The sequence below is a fragment of the Butyricicoccus porcorum genome (assembly GCF_051246315.1).
Lineage (GTDB): Bacteria > Bacillota > Clostridia > Oscillospirales > Butyricicoccaceae > Butyricicoccus_A > Butyricicoccus_A porcorum.
In genome coordinates this window covers 2,876,709-2,902,361 of sequence record NZ_CP178353.1, presented here as the reverse complement: position 1 = coordinate 2,902,361, position 25,653 = coordinate 2,876,709, and the positions used below count along the sequence as shown (strand labels likewise).

General features: G+C 54.5%; 25 protein-coding genes. 23 read left to right on the top strand and 2 right to left on the bottom strand.

Annotated elements, in window-relative coordinates:
- Positions 1–172: 172 nt before the first annotated feature.
- Positions 173–1,960 (bottom strand): DEAD/DEAH box helicase, encoded by a 1,788-nt coding sequence (locus ACLM7Z_RS14445; protein WP_087017357.1) that lies wholly within the window; start codon positions 1,958–1,960, stop codon positions 173–175.
- 259 nt (positions 1,961–2,219) lie between these two features.
- The gene (gene fabD, locus ACLM7Z_RS14440) at positions 2,220–3,131 is read right to left on the bottom strand and encodes an ACP S-malonyltransferase (protein ID WP_435645390.1); all 912 of its coding nucleotides are present in this window, start codon (positions 3,129–3,131) and stop codon (positions 2,220–2,222) included.
- Between the two features lie 142 nt (positions 3,132–3,273).
- On the opposite strand from fabD, the gene ACLM7Z_RS14435 reads away from it, so the two are divergent.
- The 23 genes from ACLM7Z_RS14435 to ACLM7Z_RS14325 all read left to right on the top strand — a co-directional run bounded on the left by ACLM7Z_RS14435 (position 3,274) and on the right by ACLM7Z_RS14325 (position 25,652).
- Complete coding sequence (locus tag ACLM7Z_RS14435; RefSeq protein WP_087017361.1) at positions 3,274–4,263, top strand: beta-ketoacyl-ACP synthase III; 990 nt, start codon at positions 3,274–3,276, stop codon at positions 4,261–4,263.
- A 19-nt stretch (positions 4,264–4,282) separates the two neighbouring features.
- Positions 4,283–5,245 carry an enoyl-[acyl-carrier-protein] reductase FabK gene (gene fabK, locus ACLM7Z_RS14430; RefSeq protein ID WP_087017363.1) on the top strand — a complete coding sequence of 321 codons (963 nt, stop codon included), beginning with the start codon at positions 4,283–4,285 and terminating at the stop codon, positions 5,243–5,245.
- 2 nt (positions 5,246–5,247) lie between these two features.
- The gene (gene fabG / locus ACLM7Z_RS14425; protein ID WP_205703598.1) at positions 5,248–5,982 is read left to right on the top strand and encodes a 3-oxoacyl-[acyl-carrier-protein] reductase; all 735 of its coding nucleotides are present in this window, start codon (positions 5,248–5,250) and stop codon (positions 5,980–5,982) included.
- Between the two features lie 40 nt (positions 5,983–6,022).
- Positions 6,023–7,258, top strand: a complete 1,236-nt coding sequence (fabF, locus tag ACLM7Z_RS14420) for a beta-ketoacyl-ACP synthase II (protein ID WP_087017367.1) — start codon at positions 6,023–6,025, stop codon at positions 7,256–7,258.
- A 13-nt stretch (positions 7,259–7,271) separates the two neighbouring features.
- The gene (gene accB / locus ACLM7Z_RS14415) at positions 7,272–7,712 is read left to right on the top strand and encodes an acetyl-CoA carboxylase biotin carboxyl carrier protein (RefSeq protein ID WP_273350414.1); all 441 of its coding nucleotides are present in this window, start codon (positions 7,272–7,274) and stop codon (positions 7,710–7,712) included.
- A 13-nt stretch (positions 7,713–7,725) separates the two neighbouring features.
- Positions 7,726–8,157 carry a 3-hydroxyacyl-ACP dehydratase FabZ gene (gene fabZ / locus ACLM7Z_RS14410; protein WP_330395834.1) on the top strand — a complete coding sequence of 144 codons (432 nt, stop codon included), beginning with the start codon at positions 7,726–7,728 and terminating at the stop codon, positions 8,155–8,157.
- A gap of 5 nt (positions 8,158–8,162) precedes the next feature.
- A complete protein-coding gene (accC, locus tag ACLM7Z_RS14405) occupies positions 8,163–9,509 on the top strand; it encodes an acetyl-CoA carboxylase biotin carboxylase subunit (protein WP_087017371.1) in 1,347 nt (448 codons plus the stop codon).
- A gap of 27 nt (positions 9,510–9,536) precedes the next feature.
- Complete coding sequence (gene accD / locus ACLM7Z_RS14400; RefSeq protein WP_087017373.1) at positions 9,537–10,397, top strand: acetyl-CoA carboxylase, carboxyltransferase subunit beta; 861 nt, start codon at positions 9,537–9,539, stop codon at positions 10,395–10,397.
- Positions 10,394–11,194 (top strand): acetyl-CoA carboxylase carboxyltransferase subunit alpha, encoded by an 801-nt coding sequence (locus tag ACLM7Z_RS14395; RefSeq protein WP_435645389.1) that lies wholly within the window; start codon positions 10,394–10,396, stop codon positions 11,192–11,194. The genes accD and ACLM7Z_RS14395 overlap by 4 nt, the downstream gene beginning before the upstream one ends.
- Positions 11,195–11,215: 21 nt before the next feature.
- On the top strand, positions 11,216–11,440 hold the full coding sequence (acpP, locus tag ACLM7Z_RS14390; protein WP_435645388.1) for an acyl carrier protein: 225 nt from the start codon (positions 11,216–11,218) through the stop codon (positions 11,438–11,440).
- A 257-nt stretch (positions 11,441–11,697) separates the two neighbouring features.
- A complete protein-coding gene (locus ACLM7Z_RS14385; protein WP_273350415.1) occupies positions 11,698–13,026 on the top strand; it encodes a hypothetical protein in 1,329 nt (442 codons plus the stop codon).
- A gap of 244 nt (positions 13,027–13,270) precedes the next feature.
- On the top strand, positions 13,271–14,932 hold the full coding sequence (locus tag ACLM7Z_RS14380; RefSeq protein ID WP_165761018.1) for a Na/Pi cotransporter family protein: 1,662 nt from the start codon (positions 13,271–13,273) through the stop codon (positions 14,930–14,932).
- Positions 14,933–14,950: 18 nt separating this feature from the next.
- On the top strand, positions 14,951–15,550 hold the full coding sequence (locus tag ACLM7Z_RS14375) for a TetR/AcrR family transcriptional regulator (RefSeq protein ID WP_242969762.1): 600 nt from the start codon (positions 14,951–14,953) through the stop codon (positions 15,548–15,550).
- 91 nt (positions 15,551–15,641) lie between these two features.
- The gene (locus ACLM7Z_RS14370) at positions 15,642–16,712 is read left to right on the top strand and encodes an NADH:flavin oxidoreductase (protein ID WP_087017384.1); all 1,071 of its coding nucleotides are present in this window, start codon (positions 15,642–15,644) and stop codon (positions 16,710–16,712) included.
- A gap of 4 nt (positions 16,713–16,716) precedes the next feature.
- Complete coding sequence (locus ACLM7Z_RS14365; protein WP_087017386.1) at positions 16,717–17,541, top strand: EcsC family protein; 825 nt, start codon at positions 16,717–16,719, stop codon at positions 17,539–17,541.
- A 16-nt stretch (positions 17,542–17,557) separates the two neighbouring features.
- Positions 17,558–18,103 (top strand): DUF3877 family protein, encoded by a 546-nt coding sequence (locus tag ACLM7Z_RS14360; RefSeq protein WP_435645387.1) that lies wholly within the window; start codon positions 17,558–17,560, stop codon positions 18,101–18,103.
- 159 nt (positions 18,104–18,262) lie between these two features.
- Positions 18,263–18,976: a LytR/AlgR family response regulator transcription factor gene (locus tag ACLM7Z_RS14355; protein ID WP_087017389.1), complete on the top strand. Its 714-nt coding sequence runs from the start codon at positions 18,263–18,265 to the stop codon at positions 18,974–18,976.
- A 353-nt stretch (positions 18,977–19,329) separates the two neighbouring features.
- A complete protein-coding gene (locus tag ACLM7Z_RS14350) occupies positions 19,330–19,635 on the top strand; it encodes a putative quinol monooxygenase (protein ID WP_165761019.1) in 306 nt (101 codons plus the stop codon).
- Positions 19,622–19,870 (top strand): hypothetical protein, encoded by a 249-nt coding sequence (locus ACLM7Z_RS14345; RefSeq protein ID WP_087017393.1) that lies wholly within the window; start codon positions 19,622–19,624, stop codon positions 19,868–19,870. Before ACLM7Z_RS14350 ends, ACLM7Z_RS14345 begins: the two co-directional genes overlap by 14 nt.
- 149 nt (positions 19,871–20,019) lie before the next feature.
- Positions 20,020–21,972: a 3D-(3,5/4)-trihydroxycyclohexane-1,2-dione acylhydrolase (decyclizing) gene (iolD, locus tag ACLM7Z_RS14340; protein ID WP_087017396.1), complete on the top strand. Its 1,953-nt coding sequence runs from the start codon at positions 20,020–20,022 to the stop codon at positions 21,970–21,972.
- Between the two features lie 253 nt (positions 21,973–22,225).
- Entirely contained in the window at positions 22,226–23,017 is a 792-nt protein-coding gene (locus tag ACLM7Z_RS14335) for a 5-deoxy-glucuronate isomerase (protein WP_087017398.1), read from the top strand.
- A gap of 16 nt (positions 23,018–23,033) precedes the next feature.
- Positions 23,034–24,158, top strand: coding sequence for an iron-containing alcohol dehydrogenase (locus ACLM7Z_RS14330; protein ID WP_087017400.1), 1,125 nt, complete (start codon positions 23,034–23,036; stop codon positions 24,156–24,158).
- A 186-nt stretch (positions 24,159–24,344) separates the two neighbouring features.
- On the top strand, positions 24,345–25,652 hold the full coding sequence (locus tag ACLM7Z_RS14325; protein ID WP_273350418.1) for an acetyl-CoA hydrolase/transferase C-terminal domain-containing protein: 1,308 nt from the start codon (positions 24,345–24,347) through the stop codon (positions 25,650–25,652).
- The last annotated feature ends 1 nt before the right edge of the window (position 25,653 follow it).

The window sequence follows — 25,653 nt, the reverse complement described above, 5'->3', positions numbered from 1 at the left end:
AACACTCCTTTCTGGGGAAAACGGAATTATACGCTTATTATAGGGGAAAAGAAACAAAAGAACAAGAGGGAATTGCAGGCATAGGAGTAAAAACGACGAAAAAGTCTATCATATTGCACATTGTGTGCATATTTGCACATGATACGATGCATTTTAGACACAACGTAAGAAATCAGTGTGAATGTCCTGCTTTTTTCCGGCGGGCAGGACTGCGGGAGGGAAGACGGCGATGGTTTTCTGCGGGGCGTTTGCCGCGGGAAGACGGTTTTTCCGCATTGCTTCGGCGGCTGCCCTGAGAGGCTGCCTTTGGATTCTTCGAGTCATACAGGCGCACATCCACCTTGTGTCCACCGATTTTTGTGCCGGAAACCTTCTGGATAATGACATTTTTGTATTTGCTCGGCACTTCGACGAGGCTGTATTCGCCATAGCAGTAGATTTTCTGAATCTGCTTGCCCGGAATGCGGGTCGCCTCTGCAATCGCTGCGACGATGTGATTCGGTGCGACGCGCTGATAGCGTCCGACACTGAAGCGCAGGCGGATATAGCCTTCCGGCGGGGGCGGCAGCGGGCTGCCACTCTGCTTTCCGCCGACCGGACGCGGGATTGCCAGAACCGGAACATCGGTCATCTCGCGCTGGAGCAGCAGCTCCATCATGCTTTCTGCCAGCTTTTCCGGGCTGTAGCCCTCTTCCATCAGCTCGACGATGAGCGGATTGCAGTCGGAGGAGCCGGGCTTTTGCAGCTGTCCGCGGATTTCCGCAACCAGCTCGTCCTTTTTGCGGTCAATGATATCCTGCGTGCAGGGCAGCGGCTTGTGCGCAATCGGCGCGCCGATGAAGCGGGAAATATCGCGCACCTGGAACACCTGACGGCGTCCGGCGGCGAGTGTATAGGACATGCCGGATTTGCCCGCACGGCCGGTTCTGCCGATGCGGTGGATATAATATTCATAATCCTGCGGAATGTCGAAGTTGTAAACCGCGTCCACATCGTCGACATCGATGCCGCGCGCGGCGACATCAGTCGCAATCAGGATCGGCGTGCGGCCGGACTTGAATGCCTGCATAACCGCGGTACGCGCTTCCTGTTTCATATCGCCGTGCAGCATGGAGCAATGGAAGCCGTGCTCACTGAGATAACGGTTGAGCTCCTCGACCATCTTCTTGGTATTGCAGAAGATGATGGACAGCTTCGGCTCGTGCGTGTGCAGCAGCAGCGCGAGTGCGTCCATCTTGCTGCCAAGCGGCACCTCATAGTAATACTGCTCGATGGTATCCATCGTGCGTTCCGGGCCGGATTGGGTTTCGATCATCAGCGGGTCGTGCTGGTACTGGTCGGTGATGTCCAGAATCGCCTGCGGCATGGTCGCGGAGAACAGCAGAGTCTGGTGTCCGTCCGGCATATACGACAAAATGCTCTCAATATCCTCGCGGAAGCCCATGTTCAGCATTTCATCTGCCTCATCCAGGACAACCATGGAAAGATTGTCCAGCTTCAGCGTGTGGCGGTGGATGTGGTCCATGATGCGTCCCGGCGTGCCGATGACAATTTCTGCACCGCGGCGCAGCTGGGGAATCTGGTTCTGAATCGGCTGGCCGCCGTACAGTGCAACCGCGCGGATGGCCTGGGTATAGCGTGTCAGCTTGCGGATTTCATCACATGCCTGCATGGCGAGCTCGCGTGTCGGGCACAGCACGAGAACCTGTGTTTCCCGGCAGTCGGCATGGCGCAGGCAGCGTTCCACTGCGGGAACGCCGAACGCCATCGTCTTACCTGTACCGGTATGTGAGCGGCCGATGATGTCGCCGCCGGACAGGACTGCGGGGATGGCGCGCGCCTGAATTTCAGTCGGCTGTTCAAAGCCCATTTCACCGATGGCACGCAGGACAGCCGGGGAAAGGCCCAGTTGGTCAAAGGTAACGGCAGTTTCTGCCGCTTCATTTGTGTGAGTAGACAAAATATTCCTCCTATAAACAGTTCAATCGAAAAATTGAATCAAATTAAGCAAAAAGAAAAGGCAGGAAGAGCTTCCCTGCCTATTTCAGTATATGCTTTTTTTGCACAATAGTCAAATAAATTGTTTCATCTGGTTACAGAAATGACGTTTTTCATAGATTCCACGAGGACAGAGGTGCAGAATCCGTGAATCCTGCTCCATTGATATGAAAAAACGCCCGGCCTGTGGACAGACCGGGCGCAGGTATGTATGATTGCAGTTATTCGGTGACCGCGGTGACATCGTCCATTGTTTCGACGACGCGGCAGGTCAGGTCGCGGGAGATGCGGCGCGCAAAGCCGGTCAACGTCTTGCCGATGCCGATTTCCAGCGCGTTTGTATGTCCATCCGCCATCATATTCTGTACGAGATGTTTCCAGCGAACCGGGGAGACCATATGGCGCTCCAGATATTCCGGATACTGCGGCACATCCAGCAGCTCGCCTGTGACATTGGTGTACAGCGGGATTTCCGGAGCATGGAATGTCAGGTCCTCGGCGAAGGTGCGCAGCTGTGCAGCAGCGGATGCCATCATCGGCGTATGGAATGCGCCGGAAACTGCCAGCGGCACGGCACGGCGCGCGCCGGCCTCCTTGCAGGCGGCAGCGGCAGCGGTGACCGCTTCACGTTCTCCTGCGATGACCAGCTGGCCGTCGCAGTTGTAGTTGACCGGCAGGACAATCCCCTCGATCTGTGCGCAAATCTGCTCGACCGTTGCATCGTCCAGTCCGAGTACGGCAGCCATGCAGCCATCGGTGCTGTCCGCTGCCTGCTGCATCAGCTCACCGCGGCGCTGTACCAGACGGATGGCATCCTCGAGCGACAGCACGCCGGATGCTGCCAGTGCGGTATATTCACCGAGAGAGAAGCCCGCGCAGGCATCTATCTGTACACCGCGCTCGCGCAGGGCTGCGAGACCCGCCATCGAACAGGTAAAGATGGCAATCTGGCTGTTTACTGTGCGCGACAGCTCTTCCTTATCACTGCGGAAACAGAGGTCGGAAACAGAGTAACCGACAATTTCACTGGCGCGGTCGAAAATATTACGTGCCGCCGCGCTGTTGTCGTACAGGGAATGTCCCATGTCAGGGTGCTGTGCACCCTGACCGGGGAAAAAAGCGGTACAAATCATAGGAAATAACCTCCATGCTAAATTATAGATGTCTGATATTAGATAATTTTCTAAAAAATGATTGACAACTTAACTGCCATAAATTATAATAGGCTTCGATAAGTTTGTCAATCTAAACATTTATCTGGCAAAATAAAATCGGATGGGAGTGATCGCAATCGGCAGCAGAATTACGGGAACAGGCAGCTTTCTGCCGGAAACACGCCTGACCAATCAGATGCTGGAACAGATGGTGGACACATCGGACGAATGGATTGTGCAGCGCACCGGCATCCGCGAGCGGCGCGTTGCCGTGGACATGCAGGCGATTGATGTGGCGCTGCCCGCAGCACAGCGGGCTTTGGACGACGCCGGACGAAAGGCGGAGGACATCGACCTGATTATCGCCTGTACGGTGACCCCGGACAGCTTCACGCCGACGCTCAGCTGCGCGTTGCAGGACAGGCTCGGTGCAGCGCATGCGTTTGCGTTTGACCTGTCGGCGGCGTGCTCCGGCTTCGTATATGCGACCGACGTTGCGGACAGCTATCTGCGCTGCGGCAAGGCAAAATGTGTGCTCGTTGTGTGTGCGGAGGTGCTCAGCCACCTGATCGATTACACCGACCGCACGGTCTGCTGCCTGTTCGGCGATGGTGCGGGTGCTGCGGTGTACGAATGGAGTGACGCGGAAGACGGCATTCTGGGAACCTATATGCGCTCGGACGGCAAAAACGGCAATGCGCTGTTTGCGCCGGCTTTTGCAGCAGAGAACCCGCTTGCCATGCCGCGCGAAGCCAACACAAACCATTACCTGCACATGGACGGCAAGACCGTATTCCGCTTTACCGCGCGTGCGGTGCCGGATGCCATTGACGGCGTACTGCACCGGGCAGGCATGGATATCTCACAGGTGGACTGGATCGTGCCGCATCAGGCGAACATGCGCATTCTGGATATGGTCATTCGCCGCTACGGACTGCCGGCCGAGAAGGTATTCAGCAATCTCGACCGCGTGGGCAATACGTCCAGCGCGTCTGTACCCATCTGTCTGGATGAAATGCGGCGGCAGGGATTGCTGAAGGACGGACAGACCGCGATTTTTGTCGGCTTCGGCGGCGGCCTGACCTATGGCGCTGTGCTCATCCGCCTGTAATGAGGAAAGAGGACAATATATGCGTACAAAAATTACAGAGTTATTGAATATCCGCTATCCGGTCTTTCAGGGCGCGATGGCGTGGATTGCAGATGGAAAGCTCGCAGCAGCGGTGTCCAATGCGGGCGGTCTGGGCATTATTGCAGGCGGCGCAGCGCCGGTTGAAGTAATCCGCGACGAAGTGCGCACCGCAAAATCGCTGACGGATAAGCCGTTTGCACTCAACATCATGTTGCTCAGCCCGACGGCGGACGACATTGCACAGCTCGTCATTGATGAGGGCGTGCCGGTTGTCACGACGGGTGCAGGGTCTCCGGCGAAGTACATGAAGCAGTGGAAGGAAGCCGGTGTCAAGGTTATTCCGGTCATCGCGTCGGTGGCGTACGCCAAGCGCATGGAGCGCGTCGGCGCGGATGCCGTCATTGCCGAAGGCATGGAGTCCGGTGGACATATCGGCGAGACTACGACGATGGCACTGCTGCCGCAGGTAGTCGATGCCGTAAACATTCCGGTCATTGCCGCAGGCGGCATTGCGGACGGCCGTGGACTGGCTGCCGCACGCATCATGGGCGCGGAGGGCGTCCAGTGCGGCACCGTGTTCCTGTCGGCAGAAGAATGTAGCATTGCACCGAAATATAAAGACCTGATTTATAAGGCGAGCGATATTTCCACCGTTGTGACCGGCAAGGCGTCCGGCCATCCGGTGCGCTCGCTCAAGACGCCGCTGTCCCGCAAGCTCATGGAGATGGAAGGACACATCGAGACGCGCACGCTGGAGGAAATCGAGGCGATGACCGCCGGTTCGCTGCGCAAGGCAGTACAGGACGGCAATTTTGAGGAAGGCACCTTCATGTCCGGTCAGATTGCGGGTATGGTAAATCATCCCTCAACCTGTTATGATATTATCAAAACGATGGTGCAGGACGCTGACGCACTGCTGCGCGGCGCACCGGCACTGTCCGGAGATGAAGGAGTCGATTGATTATGGGTAAACTTGCAATTGTAACAGGCGCTTCGCGCGGAATCGGTGCGGCGATTGCCAGAAAGCTGGCTTCTGACGGCTATGATATCGTCATCAACTGCGTGTCTAATGTCGCAAAGGCGGAGGCTGTCGCGGAGGAATGCCGTGCTATGGGCGTACAGGCATACGCAAAGGCCTGGGACGTATCCGATTACGAGGCATGCAAGCAGGCAGTTAAGGAGATCAAGGACGAAATTGGTGTCCCCGCCGTTCTGGTCAACAACGCGGGTATTACGCGCGACGGCCTGATGATCCGCATGAAGGCGGAGCAGTGGAACGCTGTCATCCAGTCCAACCTGAGCAGCGTATTCAATATGACCAGTCTGGTCGGCGCACAGATGGTGCGTGCGAAGACGGGCAGCATTGTCAACATTACATCCATTTCCGGCATGTTCGGCAACTTCGGACAGGTCAACTACACCGCGGCAAAGGCAGGCGTTATTGGCCTGACCAAGACGGCGGCGAAGGAACTGGGCGCGCGCGGCATCCGCGTCAATGCGGTTGCGCCGGGCTTTACGGAGACCGATATGACAAACGAACTGTCGGATGAAATCAAGGAAAACGCGCGTGCGCGCATTGCGCTCGGGCGGTTTGGAAAACCGGAAGAAATTGCGGAGGCAGTTGCTTTTCTGGCGTCAGATAAGGCGTCGTACATCACCGGGCAGGTACTCTCGGTGGACGGCAACACCGCGCTGTAAGCGCGGACGGCTGGCTCCGCCGGTCTAAGGAGGAAATTACATGGAACGCGTTGTCATCACCGGCATCGGCGCCGTTACGCCGATCGGCAACACTGCACAGGAATACTGGGACGGCCTGCTCGCGGGCAAAAACGGCATTGCGCCGATTACACGGTTTGATACCGAGGGATATAAAGCGAGCGTCGCGGGCGAGGTAAAGGACTTTGACCCGACGGCATATATCGATAAGCGTGAAGCAAAGCACATGGACCGGTTTTGCCAGTATGCACTGGCGGCGGCAGCACAGGCGATGGAGCAGTCGGGCCTGAAGGAAGGCAGCTTTGACCCGTTCCGCGCGGGCACTCTGGTCAGCTCCGGCATCGGCGGCATCCAGACCTTCAGCGACGAGCAGACCAAGCTGAATGAGCGCGGTGCGCGCCGTGTTTCACCGTTCTGCATCCCGATGATGATCGGCAATATGGCGTCTGCTCATATCTCGATGACCTATGGCCTGAAGGGTTCGAGCCTTTCGGTGGTCAGCGCATGTGCATCCGGCACCCATGCAGTCGGCGAAGGCATGCGTGCCATTCGTCACGGCTATCTCGATATCGCAGTGGTCGGCGGCGCAGAGTCGAGCATTGTCCCGATTGCGGTCGCGGGCTTTGCCAATATGCATGCACTGAGCACGGAATCCGACCCGGAAGCAGCCTGCTGCCCGTTCGATGCGCGCCGCAGCGGCTTCATCATGGGCGAGGGTGCCGGCGTTCTGGTGTTGGAGAGCCTGTCGCACGCCAAAGCGCGCGGCGCGACAATCCTTGCAGAGGTCGCGGGCTACGGTACGACCAGCGATGCGTATCATATCACCAGCCCCGATCCGACGGGAGAAGGCCCGGCACGTGCAATGACCATGGCAATCGAGGATGCGGGTCTGACCCCGGCGGACATCGATTACATCAATGCGCATGGCACATCCACGCCGGTCAACGACAAGTGTGAGACCGATGCCATCAAGATGGCATTCGGCGAAAGCGCACAGCGCGTCAAGATTTCCTCGACCAAGTCCATGACGGGACATCTGCTGGGCGCGGCGGGCGCAATTGAGGCAATTGCATGCGCTATGGCGGTGAAGGAAGATAAAATCCCGCCAACCATCCATTACGAACAGCCGGATGAGACATGTGACCTCGATTATGTCCCCAATCAGGCGGTCAGCTGCCCGGTGAGCGCGGCGATTTCCAATTCGCTGGGCTTCGGCGGGCACAATGCGACAATCCTGATCCGCAAGTATCAGGACTGAGGAGGCATTTCGCATGGAGATCAATGATCTGAAGGAGCTCGCCTTTGCCTTTGCGGACAAGGCAGCACAGAAAAATCTGGCAAAGCTGGCGGTCAAGACCGATGAGTTTTCCATCACTGTGGAGACACATGCCCCTGTCTCTGCCGGCGCAGCTGTCCCTGCCGCACCAGTGGCGGAGGTAGCTGCACAGAAGCAGGAGACGCCGGAGGAGAAGTTCGACGGAACTGTCGTATTTGCCCCGCTGGTCGGCACCTTTTATGCGGCGAATGCGCCGGAGGAGCCGCCGCTGGTCGAGGTGGGCGACAGCGTCCGCAAGGGACAAACGCTGTGCATCATCGAAGCGATGAAGACAATGAACACGATTGAATGCCCGTGTGACGGCAAGGTCAGCCGTGTTCTCGTGCAGAACGGCGATCTTGTGGAATACAACCAGCCGCTTATCGTGATTGCGTAAGGAGGTACGGCAATTGCTGCTCGATACAGAACAGATTAAGGCGATCATTCCGCATCGTGACCCGATGCTGATGGTCGATTCAATAGAGGAGATGGATCTGGAAGCGGGAACCGTGACCGGAATCAAGCATCTGACCGGCGACGAGATGTTCTTTGCCGGGCATTTTCCGGGAAATCCGGTCATGCCGGGCGTATTTATCATTGAAGCGCTCGCACAGACCGGTGCTACCGCGATCCTGTCGCGCGAGGAATTCCGCGGCAAGACCGGTTACTTTGCGTCGTGGGATAAAATCAAGTTCCGCCGCAAGGTGCTGCCGGGCGATACGCTGACGCTCAAGGTTCAGCTGGTTAAGATCCGCGGCAAGATCGTCGTCGCGGACGGCGTCGCCTATGTCGGCGACGAAAAGGCGGCACAGGGTACGTTTACCTGTGCGATTGGGGACTGAGCCCCATGTTTACAAAGGTATTGATTGCCAACCGCGGCGAAATCGCGGTGCGCGTCATCCGTGCCTGCCGTGACCTCGGCATTCTCAGCGTCGCCGTGTATTCGGAGGCAGACAAAGAGGCGCTGCATGCACAGATTGCGGATGAAGCGGTCTGCATCGGCCCTGCTCCGTCAAAGGACAGCTATCTGAATATCAGCAACATCATTGAAGCGGCGATCGGCGCGGGTGCACAGGCGATTCATCCGGGCTACGGCTTCCTGTCGGAGAATGCGGATTTCGCACGCGCCTGTGCAGAAAATGGTCTGGTGTTCATCGGGCCGAAGGAAGAAACCATCCGTGCGCTGGGCGACAAGACGTCCGCCCGTGACATGGCGCGCGAGGCGGGCGTTCCGCTGGCGGAGGGCTCGGACGGCATTGTCGAAACCATCGAGGATGCGGCGCACTGGGCAGAGAAAATCGGATATCCGGTCATGCTCAAGGCATCTGCCGGCGGCGGCGGCAAGGGCATCCGTGTCGCAGAGGACGAAACCCAGCTCAAGGAGGCATTTGAATCCGCTTCCAGCGAAGCTGTCGTCAATTTTGGCGACGGACGGCTGTATATGGAAAAGTTTATTTCCAAGCCGCGCCACATCGAGGTACAGGTGCTGGGAGACAACGAAGGCAATGTCATCCACCTGTATGACCGGGAATGCTCCATTCAGCGCCGTCATCAGAAGCTGATTGAGGAAGCACCGTCGCCGTTCCTGGACGAGGAGCACCGCCGCAGCATGTGCGACTGTGCTGTTCGTCTGGCAAAGCGTGCGGGCTATGTCGGCGCGGGAACAGTCGAGTTCCTTGTAGACAGCCAGCAGAATTTTTATTTTTGCGAGATGAACACGCGCATTCAGGTCGAGCATCCGATTACCGAGGCGATTACGGGTATCGACCTTGTCGCATGGCAGCTGCGCATTGCATCCGGCGAAAAGCTGGACATCGTGCAGGAGGATGTGCCGCGGTGCGGACATGCCATCGAGTGCCGCATCAATGCGGAGGATGCACAGTTCCGCCCGCAGCCGGGCACCCTCCAGTCGATGCATCTGGCGGGCGGCGCAGGCGTGCGCGTGGATACCGCCGTCTATCAGGGGTATACAATTCCGCCGTTTTATGATAGTATGATAGGGAAGCTGATTGCGTTCGGCTGCGACCGCGCGCAGGCGCTGGCGCGCATGAAGCGCGCACTGTCGGAAATGCTGTTTGAGGGCATTGTGACCAACACGGATTATCAGCTGTCTATCCTGCTGTCGGAAGCGTTTGAAACGGCTCAGTTTCATACGAATTCGATAGAAGACGGCACGTTTGATACAAAACGCTGATGTACAGCGTTGTTTGGAGGGCTCACAGTGCTGATTGATTTATTTCCGAAAACACGGGAAAATTCCAGACAGATCAAGTCCAAAGCGGGAGAGAAGGACAGCCCCGTTTCTGTGGTATGCAAAAAGTGCGGCGCGCAGCTTTCTGCCGCGAAATATGGCAAAAATCTGTATGTATGTCCGACCTGCGGCGCGCATGGCCGCCTGCTGGCGCGCACGCGCATCCGGCAGATTGCAGACCGCGATTCATTTCACGAGCTGTTTGGCTCGCTGCAAACCGCCGACCCGCTCAATTTTGAAGGCTATGCGGAAAAAATTGCCGCCCTGCGCGAAAAGACCGGTATGAACGACGCGGTTGTGACCGGTACGTGCCGCATCGGCGGTATGAAAACCTGCATTGGCGTAATGGACAGCCATTTCATGATGGCATCGATGGGCAGTGTTGTCGGCGAAAAGCTGACGCGGCTGTTTGAATATGCCACGGAGCACGCACTCCCGGTCATCCTGTTTACCTGTTCCGGCGGCGCACGCATGCAGGAGGGCATGTTTTCCCTGTTGCAGATGGCGAAGGTCAGCGGTGCGGCTGCCAGACATTCTGAGGCAGGCGGCCTGTATATCACCGTGCTGACCGATCCGACGACGGGCGGCGTGACGGCGAGCTTTGCCATGTTGGGTGACATTATTCTGGCAGAGCCGGGCGCGACGGTTGGCTTTGCCGGACGACGTGTCATTGAGGGCACCATCGGTGAAAAGCTGCCGGACGAATTCCAGTCCGCAGAATTTGTGCTCGAACACGGCTTCTGCGACGCCATTGTACCGCGCAGCCGCATGAAGCAGACGCTTGCCGATCTGCTTTCCGTGCATGGCTGCAAAGCAAAGCGGGGGGAATGAGCATGGAACAGAACATGGAAAAACAGCTGCGCGTCATCCACGATGCCGCGCGTCCGAACATAGATGATATTGTAAATGAAGTCTTTCACGACTTTATGGAGCTGCACGGTGACCGCCTGTACGGTGACGATCACGCAATGCTCGGCGGCATTGCGCGTCTGAATGGCACACCGGTGACGGTAATCGGCCAGCGGAAGGGGCATACCACGGCGGAGAACATTGCGGCCAATTTCGGTATGGCGCATCCGGAGGGTTACCGCAAGGCGCTGCGCCTGGCGCGTCAGGCGGAAAAATTCCATCGTCCGGTCATCTGCTTTGTCGATACGGCAGGCGCCTTTTGTGGCGTTGGCGCCGAGGAACGCGGACAGGGCGAGGCGATTGCACGCAATCTGTATGAATTCATGGGACTGCGCACGCCGGTCGTATCCATTGTTACCGGTGAAGGCGGCAGCGGCGGTGCACTCGCCATTGCTGTAGCAAATGAAGTGTACATGATGCAGAATGCGATTTATTCGGTCATTTCACCGCGCGGCTGCGCCAGCATCCTGTGGAAGGATGCTTCGCGCGAGCTCGAGGCAGCGGAGGCGCTGCAAATTACAGCGCGCGATCTGTACCGCTTTGGCATGATTGAGGGCATTATCAGCGAAGGAAGAAGCCGTGCATCGTATTTCCGCAACATCAAATCCGCTCTGACCGATTCACTGAAGCGGCTGGACGGCATGTCCGGCGACGCCCTGCGTCAGCAACGGTATGATAAATTCCGCAAAATCGGAGTTTTCAACGATACAAATTTATAAAACATGAAGGAGAATTAAGTTATGTACGAAAAGATTTGCGAACTGCTTGCAGAAAAGTTTGACGTAGATGTCGGCACGCTGAGCGAGAACACCAGCATTAAGGAAGATCTGAAGGCGGATTCCCTGGACATCGTTGAGCTGATGATGGATCTCGAGGAAAACTACGACATCACCATCGAGGATGAGGAAGCAATGAAGCTGAACACCATCGGTGACATTGTCAAGTACATCGAGGAAAACAAGTAAATTGATCCCCTCGAATCCCCCGGTTTCGCTTTTTGTCGAAACTGGGGGATTTTTTGTGCCTGCGGTACAGCATATTGCCAATTGATGCACAAATATAGTTAGTCGGACAAAATTTTATACATCTGAGAGCAAAATTTGTTTATTCCAGCTATTTTCATGCGGATGGAAAGTAAATATAATAGACTTGGAGAGGAAAATATGATAATAGGAGACATATTAGGTATTTTTCGTTTGATAATTTTTCATCGGAGGTAATTATGACTGATTTACGAATCAATCCGCTGACAATGACGGATAGCTATGGAAAAATTTTTCTTTATAATACAGAATCCACCGTGGCGTGCGTGCCACGCCATACCATCCGCATGAGCGAGCCGATTGACCCGGAATGCCTGCTCAAGGCAGTACGCATTGCGCTGCTGCGTTTCCCGCATATGTGCATCGGCATTGAAAAGACCGAAACTTCGTATCAGTGCTATGTTAACGGCGAGGATCCGGTTGTTCTGCCGTTTGATCCGGCGGGGGTAGAGCACCGATATGCCATCGGTTCGGCGGATACACACCATTATCTGTTCCTCGTCGGCTACCGCGGCAACAATATTTACATGGAATATCAGCACAGCATCAGCGACGGCAGAGGCTTTGAAGAATTTATCCGCTGCGTGCTGTTCCTGTATTTGCAGGAATGCGGCAAGCCGGTCAGGAATGACGGCAGCATCCGCGCGCTGGATACCATGTACACCCGCGAGGAGAGTGAAGATGCGTTCCGTGCTTTGCAGGAGATGGAGCCGAAGGCGGACGGCATTTATCAGAAGCCGGAGGCTGTGCATGCAGAGGGGCTGACCAACCTCGGCGATGTGGCAGAGGTCGTAACCGATATTACGTTCCCGTTTTCTGAGCTGCATGCGGTTACAAAGAAGCTGGGTGTCAGCCCGCTGACCGTGCTCACGCCGGTGTTCAGCCGTGCCTTTTACCACAAGTACGGCGAAGGCGTGGATAAGCCGGTCATCTCGCAGATTCCGGTCGACCTGCGCCAGGTGATTCCGAGCAGCACTACGCGCTATTTTATCTGTTTCCTCGACCTGCCGTATCTGTCGGAGTATGAATCGCTCCCGCTGGAGGAGGCGTGCCGTAAGACACATGATTTCCTTATGACCCAGCTCGTGCCGGAGCAGCTGCTGTACCGCGGAAAGGCAGCGAGTGAGGTCTGTCTGGAGCTGCATGAGCGTGAAATGCCGCTGGCGGACAAGGTAAAGGAAGGCATCGAGGTTGCGCGCAATTTTGTCCTTCAGGACAGTTTCCTCGTCACCAATGTCGGCCGGTTCGCACTTCCTGATTCCATGCTGCCGTATGTTGAGGAATATGGCGCGATCCTGCCGAGTGCCGCGCAGACCTATGCACTGCTCATCAGCTCGTACAACGGCACCATGCGTGTCTCCATCGCACACAAGGATCAGGATTTTGATGTGTGCAATGAGATGGTTTCGCTGCTCAGTGAGCTGGGCATTCATGCCGACAGCCGAACCGAACCGTTCTGTGTCACGCGCTATTCCGGCGAACTGTGTACGGAAGATCAGATTCTTTAATCTGTTTTTACATGCTTTGCCCGCTTCCCGGGATAATACGGGGGCGGGCTTTGTGCGTTCTGCATAACAAATGTAAAATTCATGTAATAGAAACTATAAAAGAATGTAAAAAAGCAGGTGCAAATACAGAACAGAAGTGTTATAATATTCCCTGGAAGTCGCTTTACAGATTATGACGATTTTCGGCTTATTACCCGAAAAAGGAATGGTTTGGGGCGAATACTGCTGTTATGAGGAGAATACAATGGGATTTAACAACATTCTGTCGCTGTGCGGCGGACTTGGCCTGTTCCTGTTCGGCATGCGCTATATGGGCGCCGGACTGGAGCTCGCGGCAGGTCCGAAGTTGAACAGCCTGCTGGAAAAACTGACGCGAAATCCTGTCATGGGATTTCTTCTCGGTGTTCTGGTCACTGCCGTTGTTCAGTCGTCTTCGGCGACCACTATCATGTGTATGGGCTTTTTGAATGCCGGGATTATGGATCTGGTACAAGCGGCTGGCGTCATCTTGGGCGCAAATGTCGGTACAACCATGACGAGCATCCTGATCGCGCTCGATGTATCCGGTCTCGCACCGGCATGTATTTTTGTCGGCTCGATTATGCAGATGTTCTGCAAAAAAGACTTGCAGAAAAACATCGGACAGATTATACTTGGTTTTGGTATCCTGTTCCAGGGACTGCACACGATGAGCGGTTCGATGTCCAGCCTGAAGGATATCCCAGAATTCCAGAGCTTTATTGCATCCGCAACCAATCCGATTATCGGCGTTCTGGTCGGTATTCTGCTGTGTGCGGTCATTCAGAGCTCGTCCGCAGCGGTCGGTGTTTTGCAGGCACTCGCAATGCAGGGTCTGATGCCGATTCGGTTCGCGGCATTTCTGGTCTGTGGTATCAATATCGGCTCGTCTGTCACGCCGTTCCTGTCGTCCATCGGCGCAAAGAACAATACCAAGCGTGCGGCTGTCATTTACTGTGCCTATAACGTCATCGGCGGCATTCTCTTTGTCCCGCTGACGATGCTGACACCGTTTGTCAATGTCTATTCACTGGTGACGGACAATCCGGTCGTACAGATTTCGATGTTCCACATCACCTTCAAGCTGGTGACAGCGCTCGTGCTGCTGCCGTTTGTCAAACAACTGGTCAATCTCTCGTATTTCTTTGTACCGAAGAAGGTGCACGAGAGCGCGTATCGCTTTACTTATATCGACCCGAAGCAGATTGTTGCGCCGAGCGTCACCACGCGCCAGCTGTACAAGGAGCTGGAGCGCATGGCAGGCCTTGTCCGTCAGAACTTTATTCTGGCAGCAGAGGGCATGCTGGACAACGATACCAGTCATGCGGACGAAATTCGTGAGCGGGAAAATGTCATCAATTTCCTAAACCATGGCATTACAGACTATCTGGTTGAATTCAGCGGACACAACCTGCCGGCTCATGTGCCGCAGATTGTGGCAAATATGTTCCATCTGGTCGGAGATCTTGAGCGCATCGGCGATCATGCCATTAACCTGCTCGAAAAGACCGAACAGTGTGTACAGAACAATCTGATTTATTCCGACGAAGCGCGGAAAGAACTGAAAAAAATCTATGAGGTCGATCTGCTGCTGTATGACCGCGCCTTCAGCGGCTTCCTGTGTCATAATCTGAGCGAACAGGATGCGCTGGAGCTGCATCATCTGGAGGATGAGATAGATACACTCACCCAGCAGTCGGAGAACAACCACATTGCGCGCCTGCGTGCGAAACAGTGCAGCACCCAGCCCGGCATTATCTTTGCCGAGGCTCTGCATGATTATGAGCGCGTCGGTGACCATTCCAACAACATCGTCCGTATTGCCCGCAAGAATGCACAGATTTCCGGCGGTCTGCGTCCGCCGGTGCTCAGTACGGATGTGATGTAAGAAAGAGTTGCAATATATATGAAACTACAAAGTGACAAGGCGATGTCGACAGAGGACAAAATTCTCGATGCTGCACTTGACGTCGTGCAGGAGCACACCATCAGCGGCACGCGCATCCACCTTGTGGCGGAATATGCCGGATGTTTCCAGTCGAATATCCACTATTATTTTAAGTCCAAACGAGATCTCTTGCTCGCTGTGCTGCATCGGCTGCAACGGCGCTGTCTGGATATCCGCGCAGAACTGCGCGAGCAGGCAGATGCGGGGCTGGATGCCCAGCTGGATATCTTTTTTGAACAGAAAAAGCAGTTCATCCTGCATGAAACCAAATACGACTATGCGGAAATTGATTTCTGGACACAGGCACATCTGGATGAGGAAATCCGTGAACAGTTTGCTGTTTCATTCCGCAAGTGGCGCGAGGAAATCAGCCGCGTGATTGCGCGCTACGCGCCGTGGGTTTCGCCACAGCAGCGCAGCTTCCTCAGCGCGTTGATGGTTTCCATGATGGAAGGCGCAACGCTGCAATATCTGGTAGATAAAAATGCTTTTGCACTTGACGATTATTTTGCACGCTGCAAGCAGCTGATTCTCGAACAGCTGCGGCAGGAAAACTGATCCCCCGGCCCGGCGAAGCAGCTTCGCCGGGCTTTTTTGCATGTGCTGCACGGGGGCGCGACAGCGGCGGCAGGCCGCAGGGAGGAAAATCATGAAGAAAGTATTACAGGATCATTTTTTTATTCGGAACACACGCATTCGCAATCGCATTTGCGTTCCACCCATGGTATGCTATCATTGGACGGATGACAGCGGTATCGTGAGCGACCGCCATGTGGAGCATTATCGTGCGATGGCGCGCGGCGGTGCGGGATTGATTATTCAGGAGGCGACCTGCATTACGCAGGAAGGCCGGTTGGCGGACAGCCAGCTCGGTATCTGGGATGACAGCCAGATCGCAGGCCTGCGCCGCATTACGGAGGCCGTGCATGCGGAGGGCTGCCCGATTTTTGTCCAGATTCACCATGCAGGGATCGTCGGCATTGCGGAGCATGCGCTCTGTCCGGATGCCTACACCCTGCGCCAGGGCGGGACGGAAAAGACTGGCGTAAAAATGCAGCAGGAAGACATTGCACGCATCCAGCAGGCGTTTATCGATGCGGCGCGGCGCGCATATGAAGCCGGTTATGACGGTGTGGAGCTGCATGGCTGTCACAGCTATCTGATGTGTCAGTTCCTGAACAGCCGTGTCAACCATCGGGATGATCGGTATGGTAAAAATCCGGAGCTGTTTATCACGGAAATCATGGATGGTATCCGCAACATTGTCCCGGAGGATTTTGTTATGGGCATCCGTCTCGGCGCGTTTGAGCCGACGTTGGCGGACGGCATCCGTCATGCAAAGGCACTGGAGGCGCATGGTATTGACTTCCTTGATATTTCCTACGGCTTTACCGGCGAGGCTGAACCGGAAAAGCCGGCGGATTTCCCGTATAAAGATGTTATTTATGCGGCGGGCGAAATGAAGCGGCAGGTATCTGTTCCGGTATTTGCGGTCAATGGCATGCGTGTGGCGGAAGATGCGCGCGGTGTGCTTGCGCAAACCGATGTGGACATGGTGGACATCGGCCGCAGCACACTGGTCAATCCGGCATGGGCGGCAGATGCACTCGCGGGACGCGATACGGGCAAGTGCCTGGACTGTTCTGTCTGCCGATGGCGCATCGATGCCGATCAGTGTGCCGGACGGAAATTACTGCAATATAAGCGTCAGATGGAGTGATAGCATGAAACGCGATCTCTGGGAGAAGGAATGGAACGACCTCACCCGAAAACAGGAGAAATATGTCCAGAAGCACAGTACGGAAAAAGAAAGCGTGCTGGAAAAACTACAGCGGTTCGTTCCGAACGGCCTACAAAGCAAGTTGGATGCAGCCTTTGTCAAGGCATTCCAGTTGATTTTTGAAAAGGGAACCGTTGTCATTGAGAAGACCTATAACAAGCAGAAGCGGCAGGAGGATTATGAAATTGCGGAATATGCGGCGAAGGTGCGCGAGGATCGCAGGCATGTGCGCGCGTTCCGCCGCAGGGCAGGGAACAGTGCGCGGTTGAATCTGCTGGTTTCCTCTGTCGAGGGCATCGGGCTTGGTCTGCTCGGCGTGGGACTTCCGGATATCCCGCTGTTTGTCAGTGTCGTTTTGAAAAATCTCTATGAGATTTCCCTCAGCTTTGGATATGACTACGATTCCATGGAGGAACGCCTGTTCCAGCTTCGGCTGATTGAAACCGCGCTGTACAACGGTGCGGAGATGCAGCAGCGCGATGACGATATGAATACAATGTGCTGGAGCATCCGCGGCGCAAAGCAGCGCACGTCGGAAGAAACCGAACGCCTGACCGGGCGGTTGGATGACCAGATTCACCGCACGGCTAAGGCACTTGCGAACGATATGCTGTACGCCAAATTTTTGCAGGGCGCACCGGTTGTCGGCGCAGTCGGCGGCGCGACAGATGTGACTGTTCTCAAACGCATTTCGGACTATGCAATGCTGAAATATCGCAGACGATATCTGCTTGATCGCAAATATCAGCAGGAAAACAGCAAATCATGAGGTTAGGAGCTGGAATATGGATCAGACACTTGATTTTGAAGCCCTGAAACAGGGACTGATCGATCTGGTACAGGAATCCCAGATCAAGGTCGGATATACAAAAAATGCAGTGGGATTGTATTATCCGCTGGATTCACTGAATCATCTGCTGGGCGCGGAGCAGAGCGCAGATGAAATGGAGGATTCGCTCAGGCGATTCTGTGGATATGCAAAAGATCCGCTCGGTGAAATCACTGTGACGCACGATGGCGAGCTGTTCTGTATCACAATATCAGAAGAAGGTGCTGCCTATGTGCACGACAGCTGCGGGGACAATGCATTCCTGCGGGCATTTATCCAACAGATTGGAACGCATCCCTGTGGGCTGGATGATCTGCTGGCAGTGTTCCGGCAGTATTCCACGCACGTGGTCTGCCAGAAAATCGACAACGAAGAGTTTGATTATCTGGTCTATTTTGCGGACGGCAGGCCGGATTCTTACCGGTACTGCATCCGGCTTGAAATGGGACATGCGATCTATCACCGCTTTACAGATAAGGATTATCAGGCGTTTGGATTCTGACAGAAAACAGGATATTGTCCGGGCTGCGCAGTGCAGACCGGACTGTTTTTTCGTATATACGGATAAAACAACCGGTAAAAAGCTGGGTTTTGTTGAAATTAGCGGGATAATACGGTAAACTGATAATAATTCTATACTGTATGGGAGATAGAACAGAACATGCTGAAAATAGGCATTTATGACGATGATGCCCAGATGGTACAGAGCCTCACCCGCAAGATTGATGAAGTGTGGGATTCCGAGTATCGCGTTTATACATGGTCAAATGTGCAAGAGATGGAATCCTGCCTGATGGATGACCTTCGGGGAGAGCTGGATGTATTGTTTCTGGATATCCAACTGAACGATACCAACGGCATCGCACTTGCCAGACGGATTGCAGAAAGCTGTCCATATCTGAAAATTGTATATTTTACCGGTTATATCGAATATTGTCAGAGCATTTTTGATGGAAAGCCGTCCGGATTTCTGCTCAAGCCGGTCGAGGCTGACCGCCTGCGCAGCACGTTGGAGCGCGTGGCAGAGGAAGTGGAGCAGGAGCGGACAAGCTGCCTTGATGTGCAGGTACAGAAACACATGCTGCGCATCCTGACCAGAGATATTCAGTATTTGGAGAGCCAAAAACGCATTGTGCGCATTGTCATCCGAGCGGGTGATGTCGTGGAGGTGTATCAGAAACTGAATGTGCTGGCAGAACAGCTGCCGGAAAATTTCCTGCGCTGCCATCAGAGCTTTCTGGTTAATTTGGATTATGTGCGTCGGTTTGAGGGCGATCATTTCGAGCTGTACAGCGGTATGGAAATCCCGGTGAGCAAGCAGCGGCAGAAAGCGACACGGGAGGGCTTTTACCGGTATATTGAGGGACAGCTGTAGCCTGCTATACGGGGAAACACACCCAATCGTTACATTGAAAGGGTTGATTTTGCACATTCTCCCTGTTATCCACCGGATTGTGTTACAATACAAACGGGATGAGGCCAACAGGGGTGAAAGGCACTCGGGGCACCTGAGAGGGGCGGATCCGCTCTCGGGTTTTCAGGGAACAAAACAGAAAAGCAGTCCTTGGGCAGAGGGAGCCGGAAAAGGCTGCTTTTTTGCTGCATGGAAAAACAGAGGGAAATTTCCGGTGGAGGCATTTACCTTTTTCAAAAGCTGTGGTATACTCTGCCTGTTTTCAATACAGGCTGCCGCCTGTTCTGCGGCGGCACGGCGAAAGGATGAGATCAATGAATACCATGATTTTGGCGACTGTGCGTTACACGGTGAAAGAAGGAAAACGCGAAGAATTTTATCGGAAGGCTGTGGAATTGGGCATTGACGCAGCGTCGAGAGGGGAAGCAGGCAACCTGAAATATGAGTTTTATTATCCGGTGGATTCGGAAAATGACCTTTGCCTGCTGGAAATCTGGGCAGATGCGGAAGCACAGAAGCAGCATGGAAATACCGCACATTATCGGCTTTTGTCCGGGCTGAAGCAGGAATATGTGGAAAAAGTACAGATTCAGAGCTATTCAGTGTGTGAAAACAGGTAAAGATACCAGTCAGGACATACAGTTTGCGACGAAAACGGCAGCCTTGCAGGAATTTGCAGGGCTGCCGCTTTTTTGTGTGCAGCGTGGGAATATGGAAAAATCAGGTGCGTTTCGCAGGATTTTAGATAAAGCTGAAGGTTGGAAAATCAGGCGGAAACCGAGCGGACAGCAAAAATTTGAAAACGAACGTTCCATATCCGGCGGAAATGGGCAAATTCACAGCAAGGATGTGTAAATGGGGGATAGACACCATATATGCACAAAAAAGCAAGAAGATAGAAGACGGTTTTTGGACAGAATGCTATAATGTGAGCAAGAAAAGACGAGAGGATGTCAGTACAGACAGTCTCCAGATGAAATGCAATATTTAAGGAGGATGCAACAATGAGCAAGACTAAGATGACAGTCGGTCAGGCAGTCGTTAAGTTCCTGAACCAGCAGTACATCGAGATGGACGGCAAGGTAGAGCCGTTTGTAGATGGTATTTTCACAATTTTCGGTCACGGCATGGTCGTTGGCCTGGGTCAGGCGCTGGATGAGGATCCGGGACACCTGAGAGTATACCAGGGCCGCAACGAACAGGGCATGGCACATGTCGCGATTTCCTATGCAAAGCAGCATAATCGCCGTAAGATTATCGCGTGCTCTTCGTCCATCGGACCGGGCGCAGCAAACATGGTAACCGCAGCGCTCACGGCATCCATCAACCACATCCCGCTGCTGCTGTTCCCGTCTGACTCCTTTGCAACCCGTCAGCCGGATCCGGTTTTGCAGCAGATGGAGGTTCCGAGCGATCTGAGCATCACTGCTTCCGATTGCTTCAAGCCGGTTACCAAGTACTGGGATCGTGTTTCCCGTCCGGAGCAGCTGATGCCGGCTATGATTAACGCAATGCGCGTTCTGACCGACACTGCAAACTGTGGCGCTGTCTGCATCAGCCTGCCGCAGGATGTACAGGGCGAGTCCTTTGAGTTCCCGGACTACTTCTTCCAGAAGCGCGTTCACCACATCGCACGCCGTTGTGCAGATGAGTACGAAATCCAGCAGGCAGTTGAGATGATTAAGGCTTCCAAGAAGCCGCTGTTCATCTCCGGCGGCGGTGTTCGTTACTCCGAAGCAGGTGAGACCGTCATGGAATTCTGTAAGGAATTCAACATCCCGGTTTCCCAGACGCAGGCAGGTCATTCCGCTCTGCCGGACAGCTTTGAGCTTTCTGTTGGCGGCGTAGGCGTCACCGGCGGCCTCGCAGCGAATGCGCTGTGCAAGGATGCTGACCTGGTTATCGGCGTCGGCACCCGTTTCAATGACTTTGTTACCGGTTCCAAGTGGGTTCTGTTCCGCAATCCGGACATCAAGGTTCTGGCAATCAACACTTCTGAATTCCATGCGGAAAAGCTGGATGCAACCCGTTGTGTCGGCGATGCAAAGGTAACGCTGGAAGAGATCATGAAGCGCCTGAAGGCAGAGGGCTACAAGTCCGGTTACACCACCGAGATTCAGGAAATCCGCGAAGTATGGGAGAAGGAGCGCCTGAGCGTTCTGGGCGTCCAGTACCACGGTGAAGGCTTCGGCGAAGGCAAGTTCGTTCCGTGTGTACCGTCCTGGACAGAAAAGATCATGAATGACTTCGTTCGTGACATCGGCGGCACCATCACCGAGTCCAACGCAGTTGGCATCCTCCGTGAAGAGATCGACGACGATGCAATCGTTGTTGCAGCAGCTGGTTCCCTGCCGGCAGACCTCGAGCGTCTGTGGGTTACCGATGCAAAGGATTCCTACAATATGGAATACGGCGCATCCTGCATGGGTTACGAGATCGCAGGTGCCCTCGGCTCCAAGCTGGCTGAGCCGGACAAGGAAGTTTATGCACTGGTCGGCGACGGTTCGTTCATGATGCTGAACTCTGAAATCCCGACTGCAATCCAGGAGAACGCAAAGATCACCGTTGTCGTATTCGATAACACGGCATTCGGCTGCATCAACAACCTCCAGATGGGCAACGGCGTTGGCTCTCTGGCAACCGAGATGCGTTACCGCAACGAGGAGACCGGCAAGCTGGACGGCAACTACTGCTACACTGACTTCGGCAAGGTTGGCGAAGGCTACGGCATGAAGGCATTCTATGCCAAGACCCCGGATGAATTCCGCAAGGCAGTTCAGGACGCAAAGAAGGAAACTGGCTCCTGCATCATCGACGCAAAGGTACTGCCGAAGACCATGGCAGAAGGCTATGAGTCCTGGTGGCACATCGGTGTTGCTTCCACCTCCAAGTCCGAGGCGGTTCAGGAAGCACGCAAGCGCCTGGATCAGCACATCAGCGAAGCGAGAATGTATTGATCACAACACTTCCAATTTCCTCTGCATTTCTCTTTTACATGACATTGTGACTTTCATTCTCATGCACTTATTTTCTCACATTGCCCCATCGCGGCGAAAGCCGCGGTGGGGGACACCCTCAGAAGTGCAGAGAAAGTGGTTCAATACTTTGGTTATATTCCTTTATTCATAACACCTATCACACACCTAATTCGGCAAAGCCGCCCGATAACAGAGCGGGCGGCTTTGTCATATCCAAAAAAGGAGTAAAACGATGAAATATACTGCAAAGGGCCCGTTTGAGAAGGGCTATAACAAAATGGTTTCCGCAGTTGAGAATCCGGAAATGATGGGCATGGAGTTCGGCGTTGTTTCCATGGCAGCGGGCGACGTGATGAGCTTCAACTATCCGCAGGAGGTCGTATACGATCTGATAAGCGGCGGCGTTACGTTCGCATGGGACGGCGGCGTGGAGACTGTTTTCCGCACCGATTGCTTCCATGAGGGCGCGATTCTGCTGCATGTTCCGCAGAACACGGCAGTCACCATTACCTGCACGGCTGACGCGGAAATCGCTGTTGCACGCACCGAAAATGCACGCAGCTTTGAGGCAAAGCTGATGCGTCCGGAGGATTGTCTGTGTGCAAATGAGGAGCGCGGTGCAGGCCAGATGAACGAGGCATCCACCCGCCTTGTCCGCACCTTTTTCGACCGTTCCAACTGCCCGGAGACCAATTTCTTCATCGGCGAGGTTGTACATTTCCCGGGCAAGTGGTCCTCTTATCCGCCGCATCAGCATGTTGAGCCGGAGCTGTATTACTATAAATTCCTGCCGGAGAACGGTTATGGTCTGGCTGAGTACGGCGATGACGCATTCAAGGTGAAGAACAACGATCTGACCGGTATGCCGGAAAATGTCACCCATTCTCAGGCTGCTGCACCGGGCTATGCAGAGTATTACCTGTGGTGCATCCGTCTTCAGGACGATAAGAATATTGTCACAACTGTCGTACCGGAGTATGAGTGGGTAACCGCACCGGACGCAAAGTATTTCCCGGACATCTGAGAGAGGAGCACACGACATGAAGGCATTTCAGCTGATTCCCGCTGTCGCAGAATATGCGCAGTTTGCGGATTATGCAAAGGAAGCAAATCTCGGCGCAAACGACCTGATTCTCACAAATGAATATATTTATGAGCCTGCTATTTCCAAGCTGGATCTGGGCTGTCAGACGCTGTTCCAGGAGAAGTATGGCGCAGGCGAGCCGACCGATGTGATGGTTGATGCCATCCTTGACGAGCTGCGCGGCAAGAACTATGACCGCATTATTGCAGTTGGCGGCGGTACGATCATCGATATCGCAAAGGTTCTTGCAGTCGCAACCGCAGAGGACAAGGTAGACGATCTGTATGACCGCATGCCGGACGGTCTGACCAAGGTTCATCCGCTGGTTATTGTTCCGACTACCTGTGGTACAGGCAGTGAAGTGACCAATATCTCTATCATCAACCGCACCACCAAGGGCGTCAAGCAGGGTATCGTTTCCCCGGCAATGTTTGCGAATGAAGCTGCCCTGATTCCGGGTATGCTGGCAAGCCTGCCGTACGGTGTATTTGCAACCTCTTCGATTGATGCCATGATCCATGCGGTTGAGTCCTATCTCAGCCCGAATGCCTGCGCACTGAGCGAGCTGTTTTCCGAGCGTGCGCTGTCGCTGATTCTGCGCGGCTGGAAGGCTGCTGTCGCAGAAGGCACCAAGGATGCATGGAAGAAGAACGCACCGGAATTCCTGCGCGCTTCCAATTTTGCAGGTATCGCATTTGGCCATGCGGGCTGTGCAGCAGTTCATGCACTCAGCTATCCGCTCGGCGGTGTACACCACATCCCGCACGGACAGGCCAATCAGCTGATGTTTGCCGATGTTATGCGCAAGTATCAGGAGAAAAAGCCGGTCGGCAAGCTCAATCAGCTGGAGGAAATCCTGAGCGCGGAGCTGGGCTGCGAGCCGGTGTTCGCACTGGAAGAGCTGTACAAGCTGATGGACGACGTGCTGAAGAAGACCCCGCTGCGTGAAAATGGCGTAACGGCGGATGAGCTTCCGGTTTACGCAAAGAGCGTACTGGAGACTCAGCAGCGTCTGCTCGGCAACAACTATGTCGAGCTGAGCGAGGAAGACATTCTGGACATTTACCGCAACGCGTTCTGATTGCGGTTTGACATAATATAAGGAGGAAGACGGGATGCAGAGCCGGAGAAAAGTCTGGATACTGGTCATAGTACTGCTGATTTTTATTGCGGTCTGGGTCTCGTCTTCTTATCGGCTCGGATATCTGCCGGAACAGTACGTTCCGGTGTACTGACACACGACCGAAACACATGAGGAGAATCGATTATGGAATGGACAGATTACTATAAAGAACATACCATGACGCCGGAAGAGGCTGTCTCGGTCATCAAGGACGGTGACCGTGTGGTATTCGGTCACGCTGTCGGCGAGCCGATTATTTTCCAGCGCACCATGGCACGTATGGCGGAGCAGTTTCACGGCGTTGAAGTAGCACATATGGTATATCTCGGCTCCGGCGAGTATTTACAGCCGGGCATGGAGGAGCATTTCCGCCATAATGCATTGTTTGTCGGCGGTCCTGCGCGTAAGGCAATCGCGGAAAACCGTGCGGATTACACCCCGGTATTCTTTTCCGACGTCCCGCACATGTTCCGCAACGGCGAGCTGCCGGTAGATGTCTTTGCATTCACCTGCTCGCCTCCGGATGAGCGCGGCTATGTTTCTATCGGACTTTCGTGCGATTACGGCTGGCAGGCAATCAAGTCCGCTAAGACAGTCATCGCCGAAGTCAATCCGAATATGCCGCGTACCTTCGGCGAGAGCTTCGTGCATGTCACTGACATCGACGGTTTCCTGCTGTCGTGGGAGCCGCTGCCGGAGTCCAAGCCGCCGAAGATCACCGAAGAAGATCAGAAAATCGGCAAATACATCGCAGACCTTGTCCGCGATGGCGACTGCCTCCAGCTCGGCATCGGTGCGGTGCCGGACGCTGTGTGCTCGTTCCTCGGCGACAAAAAGAACCTCGGTATTCACTCCGAGATGGTATCCGATGGCGTTCTGTCGCTGATTGAAAGCGGCGTCATCAACGGTCAGTGCAAACAGCGCGATATCGGACGCATCTGTGTGACCTTCCTGATGGGTACGCGCAAGCTGTATGATTTTGTCGACAACAACCCGGTCATCAAAATGCTTCCGGTCGATGTATGCAACAATCCGGCAGTTATTTCGCAGAACGACAACGTTGTTTCCATCAACTCGTGCGTACAGGTTGACTTGCAGGGTCAGGTATGTGCGGAGGCCATCGGTCTGCGCCAGATTTCCGGTATCGGCGGACAGATGGACTTTGTCCGCGGTGCAAACCTGTCCAAGGGCGGTCGTTCGATCATTGCACTGCATTCTGCAACCAAGAATGAGTCAGAGTCTAAAATCGTTCCGACCATCACGACCGGTGGCCCGGTAACTACCAGCCGCTGCGATGTCAATTACATCGTTACGGAATACGGTGTTGCCCAGCTGCGCGGACAGACGCTGCGCGAGCGTGCCAAGCGCCTGATTGCCATTGCGCATCCGAAGTTCCGTGCGGAACTGGCGGAGGAGTATGCAAAGCGTTTTGGAGAAACGCTTGACATATAAA

Bases quoted from the DNA above. Each gene is read 5' to 3' on its own strand.
- fabD (WP_435645390.1), bottom strand. From the start codon at position 3,131: ATGATTTGTACCGCTTTTTTCCCCGGTCAGGGTGCACAGCACCCTGAC.
- ACLM7Z_RS14435 (WP_087017361.1), top strand. From the start codon at position 3,274: ATGGGAGTGATCGCAATCGGCAGCAGAATTACGGGAACAGGCAGCTTT.
- fabK (WP_087017363.1), top strand. From the start codon at position 4,283: ATGCGTACAAAAATTACAGAGTTATTGAATATCCGCTATCCGGTCTTT.
- fabG (WP_205703598.1), top strand. From the start codon at position 5,248: ATGGGTAAACTTGCAATTGTAACAGGCGCTTCGCGCGGAATCGGTGCG.
- fabF (WP_087017367.1), top strand. From the start codon at position 6,023: ATGGAACGCGTTGTCATCACCGGCATCGGCGCCGTTACGCCGATCGGC.
- accB (WP_273350414.1), top strand. From the start codon at position 7,272: ATGGAGATCAATGATCTGAAGGAGCTCGCCTTTGCCTTTGCGGACAAG.
- accC (WP_087017371.1), top strand. From the start codon at position 8,163: ATGTTTACAAAGGTATTGATTGCCAACCGCGGCGAAATCGCGGTGCGC.
- ACLM7Z_RS14395 (WP_435645389.1), top strand. From the start codon at position 10,394: ATGAGCATGGAACAGAACATGGAAAAACAGCTGCGCGTCATCCACGAT.
- acpP (WP_435645388.1), top strand. From the start codon at position 11,216: ATGTACGAAAAGATTTGCGAACTGCTTGCAGAAAAGTTTGACGTAGAT.
- ACLM7Z_RS14385 (WP_273350415.1), top strand. From the start codon at position 11,698: ATGACTGATTTACGAATCAATCCGCTGACAATGACGGATAGCTATGGA.
- ACLM7Z_RS14380 (WP_165761018.1), top strand. From the start codon at position 13,271: ATGGGATTTAACAACATTCTGTCGCTGTGCGGCGGACTTGGCCTGTTC.
- ACLM7Z_RS14375 (WP_242969762.1), top strand. From the start codon at position 14,951: ATGAAACTACAAAGTGACAAGGCGATGTCGACAGAGGACAAAATTCTC.
- ACLM7Z_RS14370 (WP_087017384.1), top strand. From the start codon at position 15,642: ATGAAGAAAGTATTACAGGATCATTTTTTTATTCGGAACACACGCATT.
- ACLM7Z_RS14365 (WP_087017386.1), top strand. From the start codon at position 16,717: ATGAAACGCGATCTCTGGGAGAAGGAATGGAACGACCTCACCCGAAAA.
- ACLM7Z_RS14360 (WP_435645387.1), top strand. From the start codon at position 17,558: ATGGATCAGACACTTGATTTTGAAGCCCTGAAACAGGGACTGATCGAT.
- ACLM7Z_RS14355 (WP_087017389.1), top strand. From the start codon at position 18,263: ATGCTGAAAATAGGCATTTATGACGATGATGCCCAGATGGTACAGAGC.
- ACLM7Z_RS14350 (WP_165761019.1), top strand. From the start codon at position 19,330: ATGAATACCATGATTTTGGCGACTGTGCGTTACACGGTGAAAGAAGGA.
- iolD (WP_087017396.1), top strand. From the start codon at position 20,020: ATGAGCAAGACTAAGATGACAGTCGGTCAGGCAGTCGTTAAGTTCCTG.
- ACLM7Z_RS14335 (WP_087017398.1), top strand. From the start codon at position 22,226: ATGAAATATACTGCAAAGGGCCCGTTTGAGAAGGGCTATAACAAAATG.
- ACLM7Z_RS14330 (WP_087017400.1), top strand. From the start codon at position 23,034: ATGAAGGCATTTCAGCTGATTCCCGCTGTCGCAGAATATGCGCAGTTT.
- ACLM7Z_RS14325 (WP_273350418.1), top strand. From the start codon at position 24,345: ATGGAATGGACAGATTACTATAAAGAACATACCATGACGCCGGAAGAG.